This is a genomic window from Vibrio sp. Vb0937, assembly GCF_033338855.1.
Window position 1 is genome coordinate 694137 of the sequence record NZ_JAWOTK010000002.1, and the last position, 18883, is coordinate 713019.

The following is an 18883-nucleotide window of genomic DNA, read 5'->3' on the forward strand; positions in this document are numbered from 1 at the left end:
GGCTCAGTACCAAACGTTGCACAAGGTTCTGGTGGCTGAATCTCAATTACACCATCGCACTTGGAAATTATTCTAAGCGTTGGGCATACTTCTGACTTCATTTTAGTTGTAGATATGAACCATGACGTCATTAAGCCAGATAGAACCGCAATTTTTGGAATTTATGCAGCAAGAGATGCAAGTAGATGCAGCTCATGATCTTAAACACGTTAAACGCGTGGTCAAAACAGCGAAACAGCTCTGCAAAGAAGAAAATGCAGACATCGCGATTGTATTACCGGCTGCCTATTTGCATGATTGCTTTACTTACCCGAAAGATCACCCAAATCGCAAAGAGAGCTCAATCATCGCAGCCAAAAAAGCGGTCGCATTTTTAGAGAGTATCGATTATCCGCAGCAATATCATGATGCCATTGCTCATGCGATAGAGGCACACAGCTTTAGCGCAAACATCAGGCCAAATACGTTGGAAGCCAAAATCGTCCAAGATGCCGACCGTCTGGACGCTTTAGGCGCAATTGGCGTGACGCGATGCATTCAAGTCAGCACTCAATTTAACGCGCAACTTTACAACGACAGCGATATATTTGCCGAAGAACGTGAACTTAACGATAAACAATTCACTCTGGATCACTTTCAAACCAAGTTATTCAAAATCGCTGAAACCATGAACACGGAGTCAGCGAGACGCGAAGCGCAAAAACGCAAAACCTTTATGCAAACGTACCTAGAGCAGTTACACGACGAGGTAACAGCGTAAATGTCAGAAAGCTATACGTTAATTAAAGAGCTTAAACGCCAACTAAAGTTAGCTGGGCTGCATTATGCGGATGTTGCACAACACCTTAATTTAAGTGAAGGAAGCGTCAAACGTTTACTCGCTGAAGGTCAGCACATTAGCCTTGAGCGCTTAGAACGAATTTGCCAATTGATTGGTTTAGAAATGGCGGAACTATTTAAGCTCGCGGCTGCGCACAATAAAGGTCTAGAGTCGCTAACGTTAGAGCAAGAAAAGCAGCTGGTTGACGATAAAGCCCTGCTGCTCGTGGCGATCTGTGTTGTAAATGGCTATCAGTTTGAACAAATCGTTCAGCAATATACCTTCAATGAGTTGGAACTGGTGCAAAAGCTTGCTCATTTGGATCGGCTGAACATCATCGACTTGCAGCCAAATAACAAAATTCGTTTGCGTATATCTCCGACATTTAAGTGGCAGATGGGCGGCCCTATTCAACGGTTCTTCCAACAGCAAGTTCAAGACGCCTTTTTCCAAAGCTACTTTTCTGGTGAAGATGAAAAGTTCTCCATGGCAACAGGATTGATGAGTGTACCAACCAACAAGAAGCTACAACAGAAACTGCAAAAGGTCATCGATGAGTTTTATCAGGCTTGCCAAAGTGATAGCTCTCTCGATATGGACGAAAAGCACGGCACCTCTGTGATTATTGCGATGCGTCGTTGGACGTTCCCTCTGTTTGAACCATGGGAAAGAAAACCTACGCAGAAGTCTCGCAATTAGTAACTCAATAAACAAATGGAAATAAAAGTAACGAATTTCGTTACTTTTGGTGGCATACAACGTCACTTGAAAGAGAAAGCTGGTTTAATCGTTCATTGAGCATAAAGTGCTCCCATCTCATTCGACTTTGTTTAATCGGGGCCCGTATGTTTTTCTCAAAACGCTTTTTTCCTTACTTTGTGACGCAATGCCTTGGCGCACTCAATGACAACATCTACAAAAACGTTCTGTTATTGATGGTGACATACAGCCAAATTGATAACCTACCAATATCCGTCAATCTATTCGTTAATTTGGCGGCAGGCTTATTCATCCTACCTTTCTTTCTATTCTCAGCGCATGCTGGTGCCGTCGCTGACAGCATGGACAAAGCCAAATTAATCCGACGTCTAAAGCTCATCGAACTAGCTATCATGTCTTGCGCAGCAACCGCTATTGCCACCCAAAGTGCCATGCTGATGCTGGTTCTGCTGTTTATGACAGGCACTCAATCGGCCTATTTTGGTCCCGTGAAATACGCCTTGATACCACAAGCGCTCAAACCAAATGAGCTTGTTAAAGGAAATGCTTGGGTTGAAATGGGCACGTTTCTTTCGATTCTTATAGGTACGCTTAGCGCAGGCCTGCTGCTAGCCATTCCTAATGGTACCTTGATTGCTTCTTGTACCGTGATTGCCTCTTGTACCGTGATTGCCTTGTCTTTGCTTGGGTTCATGAGCAGCGTGAATATTCCAGCGATGCCTAGCCAATCAAATGACAAAGCGAAATTTGAACCGATTTCTGGTTTAAAGAACACGTTAAAAGTGGCAAAAAAGCAGAGAGGCATCTGGATGTCTATTCTTGCCATCAGTTGGTTCTGGTTCATGGGTGCGACTTACCTAACTCAATTCCCTAACTTCGCACGCGAACATTTGTTCGCAGATAGCACTGTCGTTTCTTTACTGTTGGCATTGTTTTCCATTGGTATCGCGACAGGCTCTTGGTTGTGTGAAAAACTTTCTTTCAACCACGTTGAGCTTGGTATTTTGCCATTCGGTATCCTTGGTCTGACAGTCTTTGGCGTCGACTTGCTATGGGCAGTCCCAAGTTATCCATCACTTCCGGTGCACTTTTATGATGTGCAAAGCTTCGTTGCTGAATCAAAACATCTGCGCGTCATGATTGACCTGTTCCTTGTTGGTGTAAGCGGCGGTGTCTTTATTGTTCCTCTTTATGCGTTCATCCAATCGCGTTCAAACAAAGGGGAGTGTGCACGTGCCATTGCTGCTAACAACATCATGAATGCGTTGTTTATGGTGGTGTCTGCTTTGGTTTCGATCGTTGTACTCAGCGTACTAGAGCTTTCTATTGTGGAACTGTTTGCCATGATGGCAATAGGTAACTTCTTCGTGGCGATCTATGTCTATCGTCAAGTACCGGAATTCACACAACGCTTTATCAGTTATTTACTCAGCCATTGTATGTATCGTGTGTCCGTAAAGGGGCGCCAACATATTCCTGAACAAGGTGCTGCGTTAATCGTGGCTAACCATGTTAGCTATGTCGATGCATTGATTTTGATGGGAACCTCTACTCGCCCGGTTCGTTTTGTGATGGACAAGTCCATCAGCGAGCTACCTGTTCTTAAATATGTATTCCGTCATGCAGGTGTTATCCCGATCTGTTCTCCACGTAAGTGTGCCGACACTTACCGACGAGCATTTGAACAGATTGAACAAGCACTTAACGACGGTGAGGTTGTCTGTATCTTCCCTGAGGGTCGTTTAACGTCTAACGGTCAATTGGGTGAGTTTCGCCCTGGTGTAGAGAAAATCCTTGAACGTAACCCTGTTCCTGTCATCCCTATGGCGTTAAAAGGGCTTTGGGGTTCTTTTTTCAGCCACAAAGGCGGACATGCTCTCACAAAACGACCGACTCGTTTTTGGTCAAAAGTGGATGTTGTTATCGGTGAAGTGTTAAGTCCTGCGTCTTTAAATCGTCATCAATTGCAACAACAAGTACAGGATTTACTGGGCTGAGTCGCTTGCTACAGCAGTCAAACTTTGCAGCAAAACGTAAATATGCACCACAAAGCACAAGTAGTTTCTTGTCAATTAGAGTAGGATATCTACGACGTCATAAATCTAGGAGGTATTATGAAAATCATCATCTTACATGGTCTTTATATGCATGGGCTGGTCATGCAGCCTCTTAGCCAAAAGCTGAGAAAACTCGGATACGAAACGCAAGTACTCAGCTATAACACTGTTGCTATCGATGAGTCTTCACTGTTTGATTCTATTGATCATTCGCTTAATCCACTGACCACAAACGTGCTCGTGGGACACAGCTTGGGAGGCTTGATGATTAAGCGCTATCTCGCCAACAGAAAACCGAGCACTAACTTAATCTCTCATGTTGTCGCTATCGGTTCGCCTCTTAAAGGCGCGTCCATAGTAGGTCGGATTCAAGATCTCGGATTGGGTGCAATTTTAGGCAATTCGCCACACCACGGATTAAACAAACATGATGACGCTTGGGATTTCCCTCAAAAACTCGGCAGTATCGCAGGAACGATGCCGATTGGCGCTCGCCCATTGTTGATCCGTAATGACAACACCATGTCGGACGGTACCGTTACCGTAGAAGAGACAAGACTGGACGGTATGCAAGATCATATCGAAGTGAAGCAAACGCATACGAGCCTGATTTACAACACCTTCGTGCCGCAGCAAATTGATCACTTTATTCGCACAGATTATTTCCGTCGATAGCACACTTTTCCATCATACAGATGGAATCGACTTTCCAAGCTATTCAGTTCGCAGTACTATCCTAGCTCCACTTCTTCACAACTTGGATGAAGTGGTACATTTTTAATTGTTCTCAGGGCGGGGCGAAATTCCCCACCGGCGGTATACTTTTTCAAGTGAGCCCGCGAGCGCTCGATTCGTCGAGGTCAGCAGATCTGGTGAGATGCCAGAGCCGACGGTTATAGTCCGGATGAAAGAGAATAAGAATACACCAGCATAGCGAGTCAGATCGTTAAGAATGCTGGTGCACTTCTTTTTGATCGTATTTTACGGCGATCTCTCATACCGCCCTGATTCTGGTGAAATTTAGGAGTTAACCATGAATCAGTCATCACTACTTGCCGAATTCGGCGACCCAATTACTCGCGTTGAAAACGCACTTATCGCTTTAAAAGAAGGCCGTGGCGTACTGCTTCTTGATGATGAAGATCGCGAAAACGAAGGCGATATCATTTATTCAGTCGAGCACCTCACTAACGAGCAAATGGCATTGATGATCCGCGAATGTAGCGGCATCGTTTGTTTGTGCTTAACAGATGCTCAAGCAGACAAACTGGAACTGCCTCCAATGGTGGTAAACAACAACAGCGCAAACCAAACCGCATTTACGGTTTCTATTGAAGCGAAAGTTGGTGTAACAACGGGTGTTTCAGCAGCAGACCGCGTAACGACCATTAAAACGGCGGCAAACCCGCACGCAAAACCGGAAGATCTTGCTCGCCCGGGTCACGTATTCCCTCTGCGCGCACGTCCAGGTGGTGTAATGACTCGCCGTGGTCACACAGAAGGTACGATTGATCTGATGCAAATGGCAGGGCTTCAACCCGCTGGCGTACTGTGTGAGGTGACCAATCCAGATGGCACGATGGCAAAGGCACCGGAGATCGTAGCATTCGGTCGCCTGCACAACATGCCGGTACTGACGATTGAAGACATGGTAATGTACCTGAACCAGTTCGAGTTGAAACTGGCATAGTCAGATCTCAGCTCTTGAAAAAGCCGCGCATTTGTGCGGCTTTTTTGATCGATCCTCTTTGCACTTAAGTAGTTATACTTATTGAAAACAAGGGGAACAACACCATGAAAGGATTACTGAACTTCGCCGCTCTCGTTAGCTTTCTCTCCATGAATTCGCTTGCTCTTGCATCTGAGTGCCCTGATATTCTTCAAGGTAAGCAAAGGTTGTTAAACTCAACGGAAGAAGTCGATCTATGCGAAAGCTTTAAGGGAAAGACACTACTAATCGTCAATACAGCAAGCCAGTGCGGCTTCACTCCTCAGTTTGAACAGTTAGAAACCCTCTATCAAACTTACAAAGACCAAAACTTCACCGTTATCGGTTTCCCGAGCAATGACTTTCGACAAGATAGAGGAAGCGAAACAAACACAGCGAAAGTCTGTTATCTCGATTACGGGGTAACCTTTCCAATGATGGCTCGCTCTTCAGTATTAGGTGTAGATGCGAACCCAGTCTTCAAGCAGATTACTAACCAAGCAGGCATAAAACCAAAATGGAACTTCTACAAGTTTCTAATTAGCTCTGAAGGTAAAGTTATTGCTACTTTTCCAAGCTCCACATCACCGACAAGTACTACGCTTACCAATATGATAGAGCAACAATTATAAGGTGACGACCATGACAACACGCTCAACCATGCTACAACTCGGTTACTTAGGCCTGGTTCCATTTGTGTTTAGTTTAGGGCTGATTTTCACTGACATCTCACTCTTCAATTTAAGTGGTCAGCAATTTTTCATCGCATATAGCGCCGTTATATTAAGTTTTTTATCCGGCATCCTTTGGGGTAATGGCATTGAGCATTACTACCATCGCCTTAGCCGAAATGTATTAATTCTCAGCAACCTTTTTGTCTTACTGGCTTGGGGCGCATTACTGCAGGGCCACAAACATTACGCAGTCGCAACCCTACTCTTAGCAATTGGGTATCTTGCTGTTTGGTATGCAGAAAAGCTCGTGAGGAAAGTCGAACAAGACGCCGAGCCCAAGGGATATCAAGGAATGAGGAGCAAACTGACCTTCGGCGTAATCGTAATGCACGGATTGGCTTTAGTTTCATAACCTGGTCTGTCCAGTACTAAGATCACAAAAAAACGTCTTTTTATAAAACAATGTTCATTTCGTGAATGCACACATATTTTGAACACTGTTTTGTTTCATTTATGAATCAATCCACATATAAGTAATTCAAAGCATTCACAAAGGATATGAATATGTTTTTTCGCAAACTTTTGTTTAGCACTGCGATGATCAATGCAACGACAGGTTGCGTGTCTTACCAGGCACAACAAGCCGCCGCTCAAACAGTAAATAATACAGGTGCTGTGCTTACCAATGTGATTAAAACTACGATTGCTCAGCCATGTAATGTTGCAATCACTGCTGCTAGCTTGTTTTATCCGCATGCCATATTTATGACTAGTGTTCCGACTCAAGCATGTACAAGCGTTCTTAGATAATACGAGTGTGATAAGCATAAAAAATGGCGACTCTACCGTCGCCATTTTTAAGCATCAATGCTATTTACAGTTACAGCGTCAATAAGTAATTAACTAATTGATTGTACTCGTCGTAAGTACGAATTTCGTTGGCCAAAACAATGTATTTATTGTTCACAACCACACCCGGAACCCCTCTTAACGTGCTGGCAGAGAATTGCTTATCAAAACCTTTCTGCATTGAGTTTACGGCGAAACTGTTGTAAGCCGCATCAAACTTCTTACCTTCTACGCCATTATCAACGAAGAGTTGTTTCAGCTCAGCTTCGTCTTTTGGCGCTTGTCGCTTTTGATGAATTTGGGCAAACATGGCAGGAATCATTGTATCTTCAACCCCGAGCGACACCATCGTCGCGTAGGACTTGGCCATCGGAATCGCCATATCTCCGCCCATGAACCCCACATGTACCTTTTCAAACTTTGCCTCTTTTGGCAGAGCAGGTTTTAAACGCTCAATAAGCGACTCAAACTTGTAGCAATGTGGGCAATAAAAAGAAAAGAATTCCGTCACAACAGGTTTCGATGCTTTCTTAACATCCAGAACTTTGTAGTGCTTCCCTTCTTCAAATTGCGCTGCATGAGCGGTAAAAGTCAGTAAAAGTGCACTACATAAGGCAAGTAGTTTTTTCATTGTTTATTTCCTTGTGGCATTCAAATGCCAAATCATTTCATTTGGTAAAAAGGGGGGAAACCCCAAGTAATTTGAGATGAGGAATTAAACAATCGGAGGACGATAAAGCTTGGTGATCACTGTCACTACTTTTTCGACTAGAGGCCTATCAATCAAGGCAAGGCTATAAGGAAGAAGCAGTAAGTCGTTTTGAGATAAGTTGGCGGGAATTTTGACCATGCAGGAAGAGCTACAACTCGTGTGAGATTGTTGTGCCTTATTGATGGCTGACTCATCGTGATGTGATTCTACGCAGTCGTCATTGACGCCAAGTTGTTTGTGCAGAGCAGCCTGTTGAACAATAAGATCGCGTACTTCAATTGTTTTCATCGGAGCGGAAGCCTGCGCCACAGGAGCGACACTACTCAAAAGCATAGCAACTAAGCAAACTATCGCAGTCAACAATGTACGGTTAAACTTCAACATAGCTACATCAAGGAAAATGGTGACTTAAGATAATACATGATAACGGTTTGACTTCAAGATACGGACTCTCGGCTCGCTAACAAACTCTGTTCTTTGACCATTTTAGGCTAGTGAATTTTCTCTCTAACGATCCCTCAGTACACGAAACCAGCACAACGAACTATTCACCGTTCGGATACTCCCCTCATCAGATACCAGCAACAATTCGATAAAACTTGAAATCATTATGAAACACGAGTAATAGTTAGAACGGTTTTTGTACGAACAAGGAAAGATCAATGCTTAAAAAGAGATTCTTTAAGACAAAAGATGAAGTCGAAGTCACGTTCGAGCTAGATAAAGATCAGTGGGACTCTGTCCAAATTGCTGGAGACTTCAACAACTGGCAGCCAGAACCGATGAAATTAGTGAAGAAAAGTCGTCAGTTTAAATTTAAAACCCGCTTACCTAAAGCGCAGAATGTTCAGTTCCGTTACTTGCTCGATGACGCGAAGTGGGAAAATGACCCACAAGCTGATGCTTACGTTCCAAATGCATTTGGCAGCGACAACAGCGTCGTGTGTACCACCGAATAAGCGGTAATTTCGCTTTAAGATTCCATACCTAGGCGCAAACGTTGCGCCTTTTTGCATCTCTCTAAATGTGATAGGTGATTAGATTTAAATTATTAATTGGCAATTTTATCCAATTAACTCATCCGATAACCTTATTCTGAGAAAGCTTTATTTGAAATAATTCGTAAATTTGTTTAAGTTCCATTGATATTAAATATTGTATACATCACTTAAATGAACGCACAACAAATCAAACCATCTCTAATCATTGTGGAAGACGATCCCAAATTACAAACTATGTTGGGTGAGTATTTTGTTGAACAAGGTTTTCAGGTCAAATGTATCGACAATGGGACGGACGCACCCAATGCGATTATTGACACACAACCAGACGTGGTGCTGTTAGATTTGATGCTACCCGGGCAAGATGGTCTGAGTGTATGTCGTCAAATCCGAGAATGCTACAAAGGCAAAGTGTTGATGCTGACAGCAAGTGATGATGACTTCGATCATGTCGCCGCATTAGAAATAGGCGCAGATGACTTTGTTACTAAACCCATCAAACCTCGCGTATTGCTGGCTCGTATTCGCATGCTATTAAGAAGAAAAGAGGCGGCGCCTACCGAGTCCGAAAACGGCCTACAAATTGGTGTTCTGTGTTTAAACCGATTGCGTAAATCGTGCGTAATGAACCAAGAAGAAATTGCGCTGACAGACGGCGAGTTCGATTTGTTGTGGGTTCTTGCTACGCATGCTGAAAAAACACTATCACGTGAGTGGCTGACCAAAACACTACGTGGTATTGAATACGATGGAACAGACCGCACCATTGATAATCGCATAGTGACACTGAGAAAGAAGCTAGGCGATGCTTCTTGCTCACCACAAAAAATCATTACCGTTCGCGGCAAAGGCTACCTATTTATGCCTGATGCATGGAATGAATAATGAGACGGATTTATCTGGAAAGCTTTGTTGGCCTTATCATTCTGTTTATGGCTAGCTTGTGGGGATACGAGTTCTTAGTTTATGAGATCAACACAGATTATGACTACCTATTACAAGAGCATGAGGGTCAAGCTTTTCACGATCTGATCTACCCTATCTATAAAGAACACGGATTAGAATATACTCAACAACAGTTGGAACAATTTGCCACATCAAGCCATCGTTTGTTGGTGCCTCATACGCTTGAAGAGCTTCCAACAGACATCAAAAAGGCGTTTGAAAGTGATACCTCCGTTAACGTCGCTTACGATGAAGAAAGGGATATCTGGTTCCGCCTAGATGCGAGCACGCCTATCTTTAAAATGAGCGATAATCCGAATAGTCCTGTGGTTAAAGCAGCCAACTTTGATGACAATATCGTTTGGTTGTTCTTTTTAGCTGGATTTGCTCTGTATTGCATATTGTTGATCTGGTTCTTAAGCCGTCGGATTCGAGAGCTAGAGAGAGTGACCGTTGAGTTTGCCTCAGGTAACTTCAAGGCTCGAGCTAGTACCTCAAGCGCTAAGTCTGTTGGGACGTTAAACAAAAGCTTTAACACGATGGCCGATAAAGTATCTCGCTTGATCACTAGCAATAAAATGCTAACTAACGCCGTTGCACATGAATTGCGTACCCCAATCTTCCGCTTACAATGGCAAGCAGATTTGTTATCGGATTCAACCTTAACTGAACAACAGAAAAAGTATGTTTACAGTATCGTCGAAGACATTGACGAGATGGAAGAAATGGTTGAAGAATTGCTTTACTACGCAAAGATGGAGCGTCCTGACACAGCATTACAAACTCAAGAAGAAGTCGTCCTATTCAACTTAGTCAAAGAATTACGACAGAGATGGCAAAAAGAGACTACGCTCGCTATCTCGCTTCAAGAAGTAAACTCAGAAAACGTTCTCGCGTTTGCTGACCCAAAATTGTTAAAGCGAGCCTTAGATAACTTGCTGCGCAATGCAATGCGGTACGCGGATAAGCAGATTTTAGTAGAGATAAAACACGATCAGCACCGCTGCTTCATCAATGTTCATGATGATGGCATAGGTATTGAAGAAAAGCATTGGCCTCATCTATTCGAACCATTTTACAGTGCGGATGAATCTCGCAACAAAAAGACGAGCGGGTTTGGGCTCGGCTTGGCGATTGTCAGACAGATAATGGAGCTTCAACGTGGAGAAGTTTCGATTTGCCATAGCCCACTTGGAGGAGCTTGCTTCACACTTAGCCTCAAAAAATCAGACAGTTAACTTAACCTTCCTACCCCGTTTACAGAAGACGACACTTCAATACACTCAAGCGACAGAGCCCAACAATAAAACAGTGTACATTTAATCCATAAGATTCACACACTAAATGGATAGTACTCATGTATAAATCTTTTATCCTGATTATGGCGCTTACTTCTACGCTTACAGCTTGCGCCTACAACCAAAAACCTGTCGTCGACATGACCAATGTCGACCCTAGTACATATGAACAAGACTTTCTTTACTGCCAAGGCTATGCAGAAAATGTCGACAAATCAGAGGCAGCGAAATCTGAAGCCACTAATGGGGCAGTTACAGGCGCATTGATCGGCGCAGCTGCTGGTGCGCTAGAAGACGGATTAGGTGGAGCGGCTGTCGGTGCTGCTGCCGGCGGTGCTGTAGGAGCTGGAGCTGGTGCTTTGAGTGGAACAAATGATTCAACCAAAACTCAATCTCTCGTATTGCGTAAATGCCTCCAGCACAAAGGCTATACCATCTACGATCTTGATTAAATAAGCACTTTTCTTAAATTATCGCGCGATGGATTCTATTCACAAATGTTTCACGCTGTAACGATTAATCTCGTTACCTCTCTGGGATATGTGTTCCATCCCAATGCTTAAATAGTAAGGTCATATTTTGAAGCCAGGTAAAACAGGTATACGCCGTGTCATGGATGCGACCGGCTATTCATTTCAAGGATTGAAAGCCGCATGGACACACGAAGCCGCTTTTAGACAAGAATTGATTCTCGCCTTGGTGCTTTCCGTCTGTGCTTTTTTCCTTCCTGTCACCACATACGAAAGAGTGCTGATGATCAGTAGCCTGTTCTTGGTATTGATCGTCGAACTCATTAATTCCGCCGTAGAAGCGGTTGTCGACCGTGTTAGCGATGACTGGCACGAACTCAGTGGTAGAGCCAAAGATATTGGCTCAGCAGCAGTATTTGTTGCGTTAACTCTTGCCCTTTTTATTTGGGCTTCGTTCTTGCTCTAATTTTTATTCAAGACACTCATTATGAAGACACATGATTTACAACAGAGAGGTATCTCTTACGTTACCTTTACTTTCCTGTTGGCGCTGTATTTCGCTCTCGTCGTAAATATCCCTATTTATAAAGAACTGATCGGCATCTTTACACACTTAGATAATGTCAAGATTGGATTTATTATCACAATACCAATTTTCTTTCTTGCCGCGCTCAATTTCCTTTTTAATTTATTTAGTTGGCCTTGGATCGGCAAGCCGTTCTTTATAATTTTAATCATTGTTTCAAGTATGGTGAGCTACGCAAGCTATAACTATGGCACACTTTTCGATTCTGGAATGATTGCCAATATTGTTGAAACCGATTCGAGCGAGGCGAGTTCTTACCTGAGTGCTCACTCTGTAGTTTGGACGCTGATTATGGGAGTTATCCCTGCTATTATTGTCTTTAAGGTAAAGCTGCAATCTCAACGCCACCAATTACTGTACTTCTCTGTTACCAAATTAGTATCGATGCTGTCGTCGCTAGCTGTCATCGCCGTCATTGCCAGCGTGTACTATCAAGACTACGCATCTGTAGGGCGCAACAATAGCCACCTAAAAAAAGTCATCATACCCACCCAGTTCGTTTACAGCGCGACCGGGTATGTGAAGGAGAAATATTTCACCACGCCAGAGCCATATCGAGAAATCGGCACAGATGCAAAGCAGTCAGATAGCGCCGTACAGCAAGCACAGCGCAAACCAACACTACTGGTTTTTGTCGTAGGAGAAACTGCTCGAACGCAGAACTACCAACTCAATGGCTATACACGAGAGACAAACCCTTATACTAGTAAATTGGATGTTATCTCATTTCAAGACGTCGCATCTTGTGGCACCGCGACTGCTGTATCTGTGCCTTGTATGTTTTCACAGCTCACGCGAAACGAGTTTGAACGCGCCAAAGCGGATAACCAGGACAATGCTCTCGATATAATGCAGCGCGCCGGGGTTGACCTCATTTGGAAAGAAAATGACGGTGGGGATAAAGAAGTAGCCCACAAGATCAAGAAAATTGAAGTGGATCGAAAGCAAGTAAGCCCTATGTGTAATGGCCAAACTTGTTACGACATGGCGCTATTAGATCATTTTGATCAGGAAGTCGCGGATATGCACGGTAACCGAGTGGTCGCCATGCACCTTATAGGAAGCCACGGTCCGACCTACTTTCAGCGTTACCCAAGAGACAACGCCTTCTTTAAACCAGACTGTCCACGTGCAGATATCGAAAACTGTAGCATCGAACAAATAGTGAACACATATGACAATACAATACGCTACACCGATCTTGTATTGGCAGAAACCATCAAAAAACTTAAAGCGTTAGAGTCTGAGTATAATACCGCGCTAATTTACATATCGGATCACGGTGAGTCACTAGGCGAAAACGGATTGTTCTTACATGGTATGCCTTATGGCCTTGCACCAGATTTCCAAAAACGCGTTCCTTTGATTATGTGGCTGTCTTCGGGCTTTAAACAAGCGAAGCAGATCAATACCGACTGTTTGTATATACAAGCACAGAATGCAGGTCAATACTCACATGATAACGTGTTCCACTCTTTATTAGGCATTATGGATGTACAAACTCAAGCCTACGATAGCAAGTTAGATATATTCAAAGCCTGCCGAGCCGTTTCCTAAATCATTCAATAAAGCCTGGCTCAAAGTGTGAATCAGGCTTTTTCTAACAAGGTATTTAAACTCATCGCCGCGCCAAGCGTTATACTGACAGTCCGCGATCCATACATCGAGATAAGGACTAGGATGAAAATTGGTATTATTGGTCTAGGGGATATCGCTCAGAAAGCATACCTTCCTGTTATCACTCAGCTTCCAAATATCGAACTTGTATTTTGTACCCGCAACCCAAACACACTTGAGAGCCTGGCTAAGCAGTATCGAATCTCAGAGATCTGCCAGGACTACCAACAACTTCTGCACTTTGGCGTCGATGCCGTCATGATTCATGCGGCAACAAGCGTACACCTTCAAATAGCGGCATTTTTTCTGCAACATGGAATCCCAACCTTTGTCGACAAACCATTAGCGAACAGTGCTGATGACGTCGAAAAGCTGTACGATATTGCCGAAAAAGAGAGACAGCCACTCTATGTGGGCTTTAACCGTCGTCACATTCCACTTTATAACCAACATATGCCACAAGTGCAGCAAGGCAACATATCTGACTTAAAGTCGCTACGCTGGGAAAAGAACCGTCACCAACTACCGGGGGATGTTCGTACCTTTATATTTGATGATTTTATTCACCCATTAGACAGCGTTAACGTCACAGCCAAAGCAGATCTAAAAGATGCTTATGTAACTCATCAACTTGAAGGTGGTCAGTTGGCGCGTTTAGATATTCAGTGGCAACATGGAGATACTTTGCTCCACGCCTCGATGAATCGCCACTTCGGTATCACTACAGAGCGCGTTCAAGCTTGTTATGCAAACAAGGCAGTTGAGTTCGACTCCTTCGTTGAAGGCAAACTATGGCAAGCTAACCAAGAGCAAAAAATCAATTTGAAAGACTGGACGCCAATGCTGACGAGTAAAGGTTTCCATTCGATGTTGCTCGACTGGTTTGGCGTCGTTGAGTCTGGAAATATTGCTAATGAAGTAGTAAAACGCAACATTGCCAGCCATCGATTGGCAGAGCAAATTTGTCAATATATCGAGAAAGTTGTCTCTAGATAATGCGATTCTTGGCTATATGCTTGATTGAGTATTACGCTCTATACTAAAAAGACTTGCCTTAGGGAAGGCATTCATTCTCTGTTAAGACTACAGCGGTTATTCTATCAATCAGGTCAATGAGGGCACGAAAGCACACATCGACAAAACAGACGGTTTAGATTTGTTTTACGGTGCCCTCAGGTATCTGAATCATCACATTCAAGAATAAAGGAAATAGAATGAGAACACTTGGTAACATCATTTGGTTTGTATTTGGTGGCGTATTTATGGGGTTGCTATGGTGGTTTTTTGGTATTTTGGCCTTTATTAGCATCATCGGAATACCTTGGGGGCGTGCGTGTATCGTTATGGGTAATTTTTCCTTTTTCCCATTCGGTAAAGAGGCCATCTCACGCGATGAATTGACCAATGAAATGGACATTGGCACGAGTCCGCTCGGCGTTATTGGTAACGTCCTTTGGTTTGTATTTGCAGGCCTTTGGTTAGCTATCGGTCACGTACTTTCTGCCGCAGCATGCTTTGTCACCATAATCGGCATTCCGTTTGCGCTCCAACACCTCAAGCTAGCGGTTATTTCACTCGCACCAATTGGTAAAACGGTTGTATCGTCAGAAGAAGCTGCAATGGCTCGATACAACATCAATCGTTAGCAAAAAGCTAATGCGCTTTCTATCCTCTGGGCAGTCATGCTCAGAGGGTAACGCCCGTCAAAAGTAAGCCTATAATCGCTATCGCATATTCAATAATGGCTGATTGTATATTCATACCGTCACCTTTACGTTGAAGTTTATCCTAGCTCAGCACTGCTTTACTTTTATAATTAATTAATACGCCCAATCGAGTTCAAGATGCTAGACTCATAGCGTCGTCACTGACTCAAACTCCAAGAACGACGTAACGAAAAAGCGAGCTATCCTATGCTCGAAATATGGATTCTTTCCCCCTCGAAGTAGAGTTCAACAACAAAAAGACGAACTATAATCATAGCCAAAATTAATGCTTTTCGACCTAAAATATCTCACATCAATCAAAGAAAGCTTCTAAGATTTTCTCTTTTTGAGTAAATATAGACAGTTACAGTAGCGAAATTCTTCTCGGTAAAACTCCCCACTCAATCTCATGATCAGTTTTTTTAAAAAACAACAAAAATTCGTTGTTATCTAGAGTAATTATTTTATTTGTCGCAGAGCAATTCCATCAATATCATTTGCGACATCGGAGTGCTAGAGCATTGAACTTTTTAGCATTTATCACAGGTATAGAACGTAAAAAACCTTTTATTACTTATTTTTCTTTTTACATATGTTCTAACTCAACGTCTATTCAGACAGGAATATACCGTGGATAAATATCAAGCAGCTTATGCTAAGCGTCTAGAGAAACTAAATGGGGATCCATCTCCTAAAACGATAGCCCGCCTTTCGGCTTGGGATGCGTTTTTTAACAAGGAGTACGAGCTCCAAGACTTGGAATACCAGCTATCGGACGCTGCGCACCAGCACTATGAACAGTCGCATGCGAAGAGCGACATTAGCTTCAAAGAATTCAAACGAGCGTTCTATAATGAATCCATCAAAATTTACAATTTAACTGATGGCGCTTCTATCCAGAAAGTATTCACCCCATTACTTTTGCTTACAACGCTCTGGATAGTGTTTGTATGTCTATTTAACAAGTGATCATCAAACTATTCCAACAACGATCAGTATGGGACTAAAGGTATGGCTCTATGTCAGGGGGCTAATTGGCTCGGTCTCCTTCACTAAATTAGTGACTCAATTACCCGCAATTCCATAGGCTAAAAGTGACAAGGGCATCCATTGATGCCCTTTTTATTCAAAGGAACGCAACCTAGACCTTTGGCCCACTTGGGTATAAAACCATTATGCGTTAAGCTGCACGCTATTATCCGATTGATAAAGAGTGGAGCGAAGTGATGGAAAAAGTAGGCTCTCGAGCATTGATTGTCGAAGGTGGAGCCATGCGAGGCGTATTTTCATGCGGCATACTCGATCATTTTCTTGCTAGCGAGTTCTCTCCATTTGATAGCTTTTGGGGAGTGTCTGCGGGTGCTAGCAACTTGGCTGCCTACTTAGCTAAAATGCCCGGACGTAACTTAAAAATCTACCTCGATTACAGCTTAAGAAAAGAATTTATCTCTCCATCTCAACTTCTACGTGGTGGTGATATGATGAACTTAGACTGGATGTGGAATGTCACCCTCGAAGAACTTGGCATCGATAAATCTGCGCTCAAAGCTGATTCACGACCTTTCTTTTTAGGCGTGACGCGTCAAGACAATGGGCAAGCGGAGTACCACCTTCCTGATGTCGACGACTTGGCAGAAACAATGAAAGCCAGCAGCGCACTGCCTGTACTTTACCGAAATGGCGTATCACTGAACGGAATTCAATACGTTGATGGTGGCGTCTCAGACGCACTTCCTGTTGCAGAAGCAATAAATCGAGGAGCCAAAAAGATTATGGTTTTACGCAGTCAGCCCGCAAGCTATCAAAAGCCAAGAGGAAGATTCAGCGCCCTAACTAAGAGGATGTTGAAAGAAACGCCCGGATTAATTGAACCGATGTTGACACGTGAAGTTCGCTACAATCAGACCTTAGCGCTGATCAACAACCCTCCACCTGGTATCGAAATCATTCAAGTGTGTCCTCCTGAAACATTCAAGTTGAAACGGCTGAGTCGATCGCCAGCACCACTGCGTCATGCTTATGAGTTAGGAATTGAAGCAGGAAAGGAAGCCATCATACGCTGGAGTCAGAAGTAGAAAAAAGCCACGTGGATTAAACGTGGCTAACGCAAATTCGATGGCAGTGGATTATCGTATTTGCTTCTGGTCGAGCCCAATATTCAGGCTCAAAACTGTTTTAATTTGCTCGCTAACTGAAAAAGCGAGTAGGCAGTCAAAACTAGTAAGTTTCAAATAACCCAGAGTTGTAGTCTTGGATAGCTTGTTCTATCTCTTCCATGCTATTCATGACAAAAGGGCCATAATGCACCACGGGTTCATTAATTGGCTCACCAATAAAGATCAGTGCACCACTCTCTTTTTCGGCCTGCAATTCAGCCCATTCACCTTTCGATAAAATGGCCATTTCGCCTTGATTGATCTCACGACCTTTTAATTGAATACGACCTTTATAGACATAGAGCATCATGTTGTTGTCTTGCTCCGTGTTCAAATTCAAAGCTTGACCACCCATCGCTCTCCAATCGGCTACCGTGGCAGCAACACCTGTCTCTGTTAGCGGCCCCTGAATTCGTTCGTTGTTTATAGTCATATGACCCGCAATCAAACGTACAACCCCCGTATTCGGAGTATCAAACTCAGTGATCGTTTCAGGTTGAAAGTCATGATATTGAGCTGGCTGCAGCTTATTTTTCGCGGGCTGGTTAATCCAAATTTGGAAACCATGCAATTCGCCTTCCTTCATAATAGGCATTTCGCTATGGATGACGCCTCTTCCTGCCGCCATCCACTGTGCACCACCGGAACGAAGCTCACCAACATTATCCATATGATCACGATGCTGGAAATGACCTTTCAACATATAAGTAAGCGTCTCGATACCGCGGTGCGGATGCGGAGGGAAACCGCCGATATAGTCAGCACGGTCTTCTGATTTGAGTTCATCCATCATCAAAAATGGAGAAAAGCTAGCATTATTGAAACCCGCTACTCGGCGAATTTTCACTCCATCACCATCAGCAGTAGCTTGCGCAGGAATAAGCTGACGAATGTCTCTGAATGTACTCATACTAGTTCTCCTAGTTTATCTATGTGACCGCTTGCAAATCGCATGTTCAATCTAAGGCTATCGATAAGGTTCTATTTTAGGTTGATGAGCTAAAATTATGAGCCATACTATTCGTTCTACTTATTCAACTTTTTCGAACAATACAATTTATCGAGTTAATAATGAGCACATTTAATTTATCTAAAATAAATGTAGCTATTTTCTAAACAAGGTGTATAGTGTGCCTTGGCTCTTAGAAGAGAGCTGTTAATGCAACATTTAGTTTAAGTTTCCTCTCAGTAAAATCTTGAATCCCCAATTCAGACACCTGCGTACAACTTCCTCTTGATTGAACATTCAATAGCTTAGAAAAGATCCACAAAACAAATCATAATTTTAATGTTTAATTCAAAGGTATTTTTATGTCTAAAGTAACTGGTTCAGTAAAATGGTTTAACGAAACTAAAGGCTTCGGTTTTCTATCTCAAGACAACGGCGGCCAAGATGTATTCGTACACTTTAACGCTATCGTTTCTGACGGTTTCAAAACACTGACTGAAGGTCAGAAAGTAAGCTTCAATGTAGAGCAAGGTAAAAAAGGTCCTCAAGCGACTGAAGTAACTCCTCTATAAGACTGCTTTTCTTGGTGTAGCATGCCCATGCTGCACCAAACCT

The 18883-nt window shown here is 43.2% G+C and carries 22 protein-coding genes and 1 riboswitch; of the genes, 19 read left to right on the forward strand and 3 right to left on the reverse strand.

The features are described 5' to 3' along the window. Positions 1-121 precede the first annotated feature (121 nt). From R7P67_RS06440 to R7P67_RS06475, 8 genes are all read left to right on the forward strand, one after another. Positions 122-760: an HD domain-containing protein gene (locus R7P67_RS06440; protein WP_017819864.1), complete on the forward strand. Its 639-nt coding sequence runs from the start codon at positions 122-124 to the stop codon at positions 758-760. Then, complete coding sequence (locus tag R7P67_RS06445; RefSeq protein WP_262652691.1) at positions 761-1519, forward strand: helix-turn-helix domain-containing protein; 759 nt, start codon at positions 761-763, stop codon at positions 1517-1519. A gap of 146 nt (positions 1520-1665) precedes the next feature. Beyond that, positions 1666-3537: an MFS transporter gene (locus R7P67_RS06450; RefSeq protein WP_262652690.1), complete on the forward strand. Its 1872-nt coding sequence runs from the start codon at positions 1666-1668 to the stop codon at positions 3535-3537. Positions 3538-3654: 117 nt separating this feature from the next. Further along, the gene (locus R7P67_RS06455) at positions 3655-4272 is read left to right on the forward strand and encodes a hypothetical protein (protein WP_005373653.1); all 618 of its coding nucleotides are present in this window, start codon (positions 3655-3657) and stop codon (positions 4270-4272) included. A gap of 104 nt (positions 4273-4376) precedes the next feature. After that, a riboswitch (FMN riboswitch) is annotated at positions 4377-4517 on the forward strand. A gap of 113 nt (positions 4518-4630) precedes the next feature. After that, the gene (gene ribB, locus R7P67_RS06460) at positions 4631-5287 is read left to right on the forward strand and encodes a 3,4-dihydroxy-2-butanone-4-phosphate synthase (protein ID WP_005373655.1); all 657 of its coding nucleotides are present in this window, start codon (positions 4631-4633) and stop codon (positions 5285-5287) included. A gap of 104 nt (positions 5288-5391) precedes the next feature. After that, positions 5392-5937 carry a glutathione peroxidase gene (locus R7P67_RS06465; protein ID WP_262652688.1) on the forward strand — a complete coding sequence of 182 codons (546 nt, stop codon included), beginning with the start codon at positions 5392-5394 and terminating at the stop codon, positions 5935-5937. A 10-nt stretch (positions 5938-5947) separates the two neighbouring features. Then, entirely contained in the window at positions 5948-6391 is a 444-nt protein-coding gene (locus tag R7P67_RS06470) for a DUF3429 domain-containing protein (RefSeq protein WP_017819861.1), read from the forward strand. 152 nt (positions 6392-6543) lie between these two features. Beyond that, positions 6544-6789 carry a hypothetical protein gene (locus R7P67_RS06475; RefSeq protein ID WP_005373664.1) on the forward strand — a complete coding sequence of 82 codons (246 nt, stop codon included), beginning with the start codon at positions 6544-6546 and terminating at the stop codon, positions 6787-6789. 70 nt (positions 6790-6859) lie between these two features. Here the strand turns inward: R7P67_RS06475 and R7P67_RS06480 are convergent, their stop codons facing one another. Both R7P67_RS06480 and R7P67_RS06485 read right to left on the reverse strand, forming a co-directional pair. Beyond that, on the reverse strand, positions 6860-7459 hold the full coding sequence (locus R7P67_RS06480) for a thiol:disulfide interchange protein DsbA/DsbL (protein ID WP_005373667.1): 600 nt from the start codon (positions 7457-7459) through the stop codon (positions 6860-6862). 84 nt (positions 7460-7543) lie between these two features. Further along, entirely contained in the window at positions 7544-7924 is a 381-nt protein-coding gene (locus tag R7P67_RS06485; protein WP_005373669.1) for a hypothetical protein, read from the reverse strand. Positions 7925-8202: 278 nt separating this feature from the next. Between R7P67_RS06485 and R7P67_RS06490 the strand changes: the two genes are divergently transcribed. The 10 genes from R7P67_RS06490 (at position 8203) to R7P67_RS06535 (ending at position 17238) form a co-directional block, all read left to right on the forward strand. Beyond that, positions 8203-8499 (forward strand): isoamylase early set domain-containing protein, encoded by a 297-nt coding sequence (locus R7P67_RS06490; protein WP_005373671.1) that lies wholly within the window; start codon positions 8203-8205, stop codon positions 8497-8499. A 213-nt stretch (positions 8500-8712) separates the two neighbouring features. Then, on the forward strand, positions 8713-9426 hold the full coding sequence (locus R7P67_RS06495; protein ID WP_005373673.1) for a response regulator: 714 nt from the start codon (positions 8713-8715) through the stop codon (positions 9424-9426). Then, entirely contained in the window at positions 9426-10724 is a 1299-nt protein-coding gene (locus tag R7P67_RS06500) for an ATP-binding protein (RefSeq protein WP_005373675.1), read from the forward strand. The genes R7P67_RS06495 and R7P67_RS06500 overlap by 1 nt, the downstream gene beginning before the upstream one ends. Positions 10725-10843: 119 nt before the next feature. After that, complete coding sequence (locus R7P67_RS06505) at positions 10844-11236, forward strand: glycine zipper family protein (protein WP_182039580.1); 393 nt, start codon at positions 10844-10846, stop codon at positions 11234-11236. A gap of 127 nt (positions 11237-11363) precedes the next feature. Continuing rightward, on the forward strand, positions 11364-11720 hold the full coding sequence (locus tag R7P67_RS06510) for a diacylglycerol kinase (RefSeq protein ID WP_017635149.1): 357 nt from the start codon (positions 11364-11366) through the stop codon (positions 11718-11720). 21 nt (positions 11721-11741) lie between these two features. Then, the gene (locus R7P67_RS06515) at positions 11742-13397 is read left to right on the forward strand and encodes a phosphoethanolamine transferase (protein ID WP_262652686.1); all 1656 of its coding nucleotides are present in this window, start codon (positions 11742-11744) and stop codon (positions 13395-13397) included. Between the two features lie 123 nt (positions 13398-13520). Then, complete coding sequence (locus R7P67_RS06520; RefSeq protein ID WP_262652685.1) at positions 13521-14453, forward strand: Gfo/Idh/MocA family protein; 933 nt, start codon at positions 13521-13523, stop codon at positions 14451-14453. 218 nt (positions 14454-14671) lie between these two features. After that, positions 14672-15103: a YccF domain-containing protein gene (locus R7P67_RS06525; RefSeq protein WP_005373685.1), complete on the forward strand. Its 432-nt coding sequence runs from the start codon at positions 14672-14674 to the stop codon at positions 15101-15103. Between the two features lie 690 nt (positions 15104-15793). Further along, the gene (locus R7P67_RS06530) at positions 15794-16132 is read left to right on the forward strand and encodes a hypothetical protein (RefSeq protein ID WP_017635147.1); all 339 of its coding nucleotides are present in this window, start codon (positions 15794-15796) and stop codon (positions 16130-16132) included. A 257-nt stretch (positions 16133-16389) separates the two neighbouring features. Then, positions 16390-17238, forward strand: a complete 849-nt coding sequence (locus tag R7P67_RS06535; protein ID WP_137282784.1) for a patatin family protein — start codon at positions 16390-16392, stop codon at positions 17236-17238. A 142-nt stretch (positions 17239-17380) separates the two neighbouring features. Here R7P67_RS06535 and R7P67_RS06540 read toward each other — a convergent pair whose 3' ends face one another. Beyond that, positions 17381-18229, reverse strand: coding sequence for a pirin family protein (locus R7P67_RS06540; RefSeq protein WP_138940070.1), 849 nt, complete (start codon positions 18227-18229; stop codon positions 17381-17383). A 401-nt stretch (positions 18230-18630) separates the two neighbouring features. On the opposite strand from R7P67_RS06540, the gene R7P67_RS06545 reads away from it, so the two are divergent. Continuing rightward, positions 18631-18840: a cold-shock protein gene (locus R7P67_RS06545; RefSeq protein WP_005373691.1), complete on the forward strand. Its 210-nt coding sequence runs from the start codon at positions 18631-18633 to the stop codon at positions 18838-18840. Positions 18841-18883 lie beyond the last annotated feature (43 nt).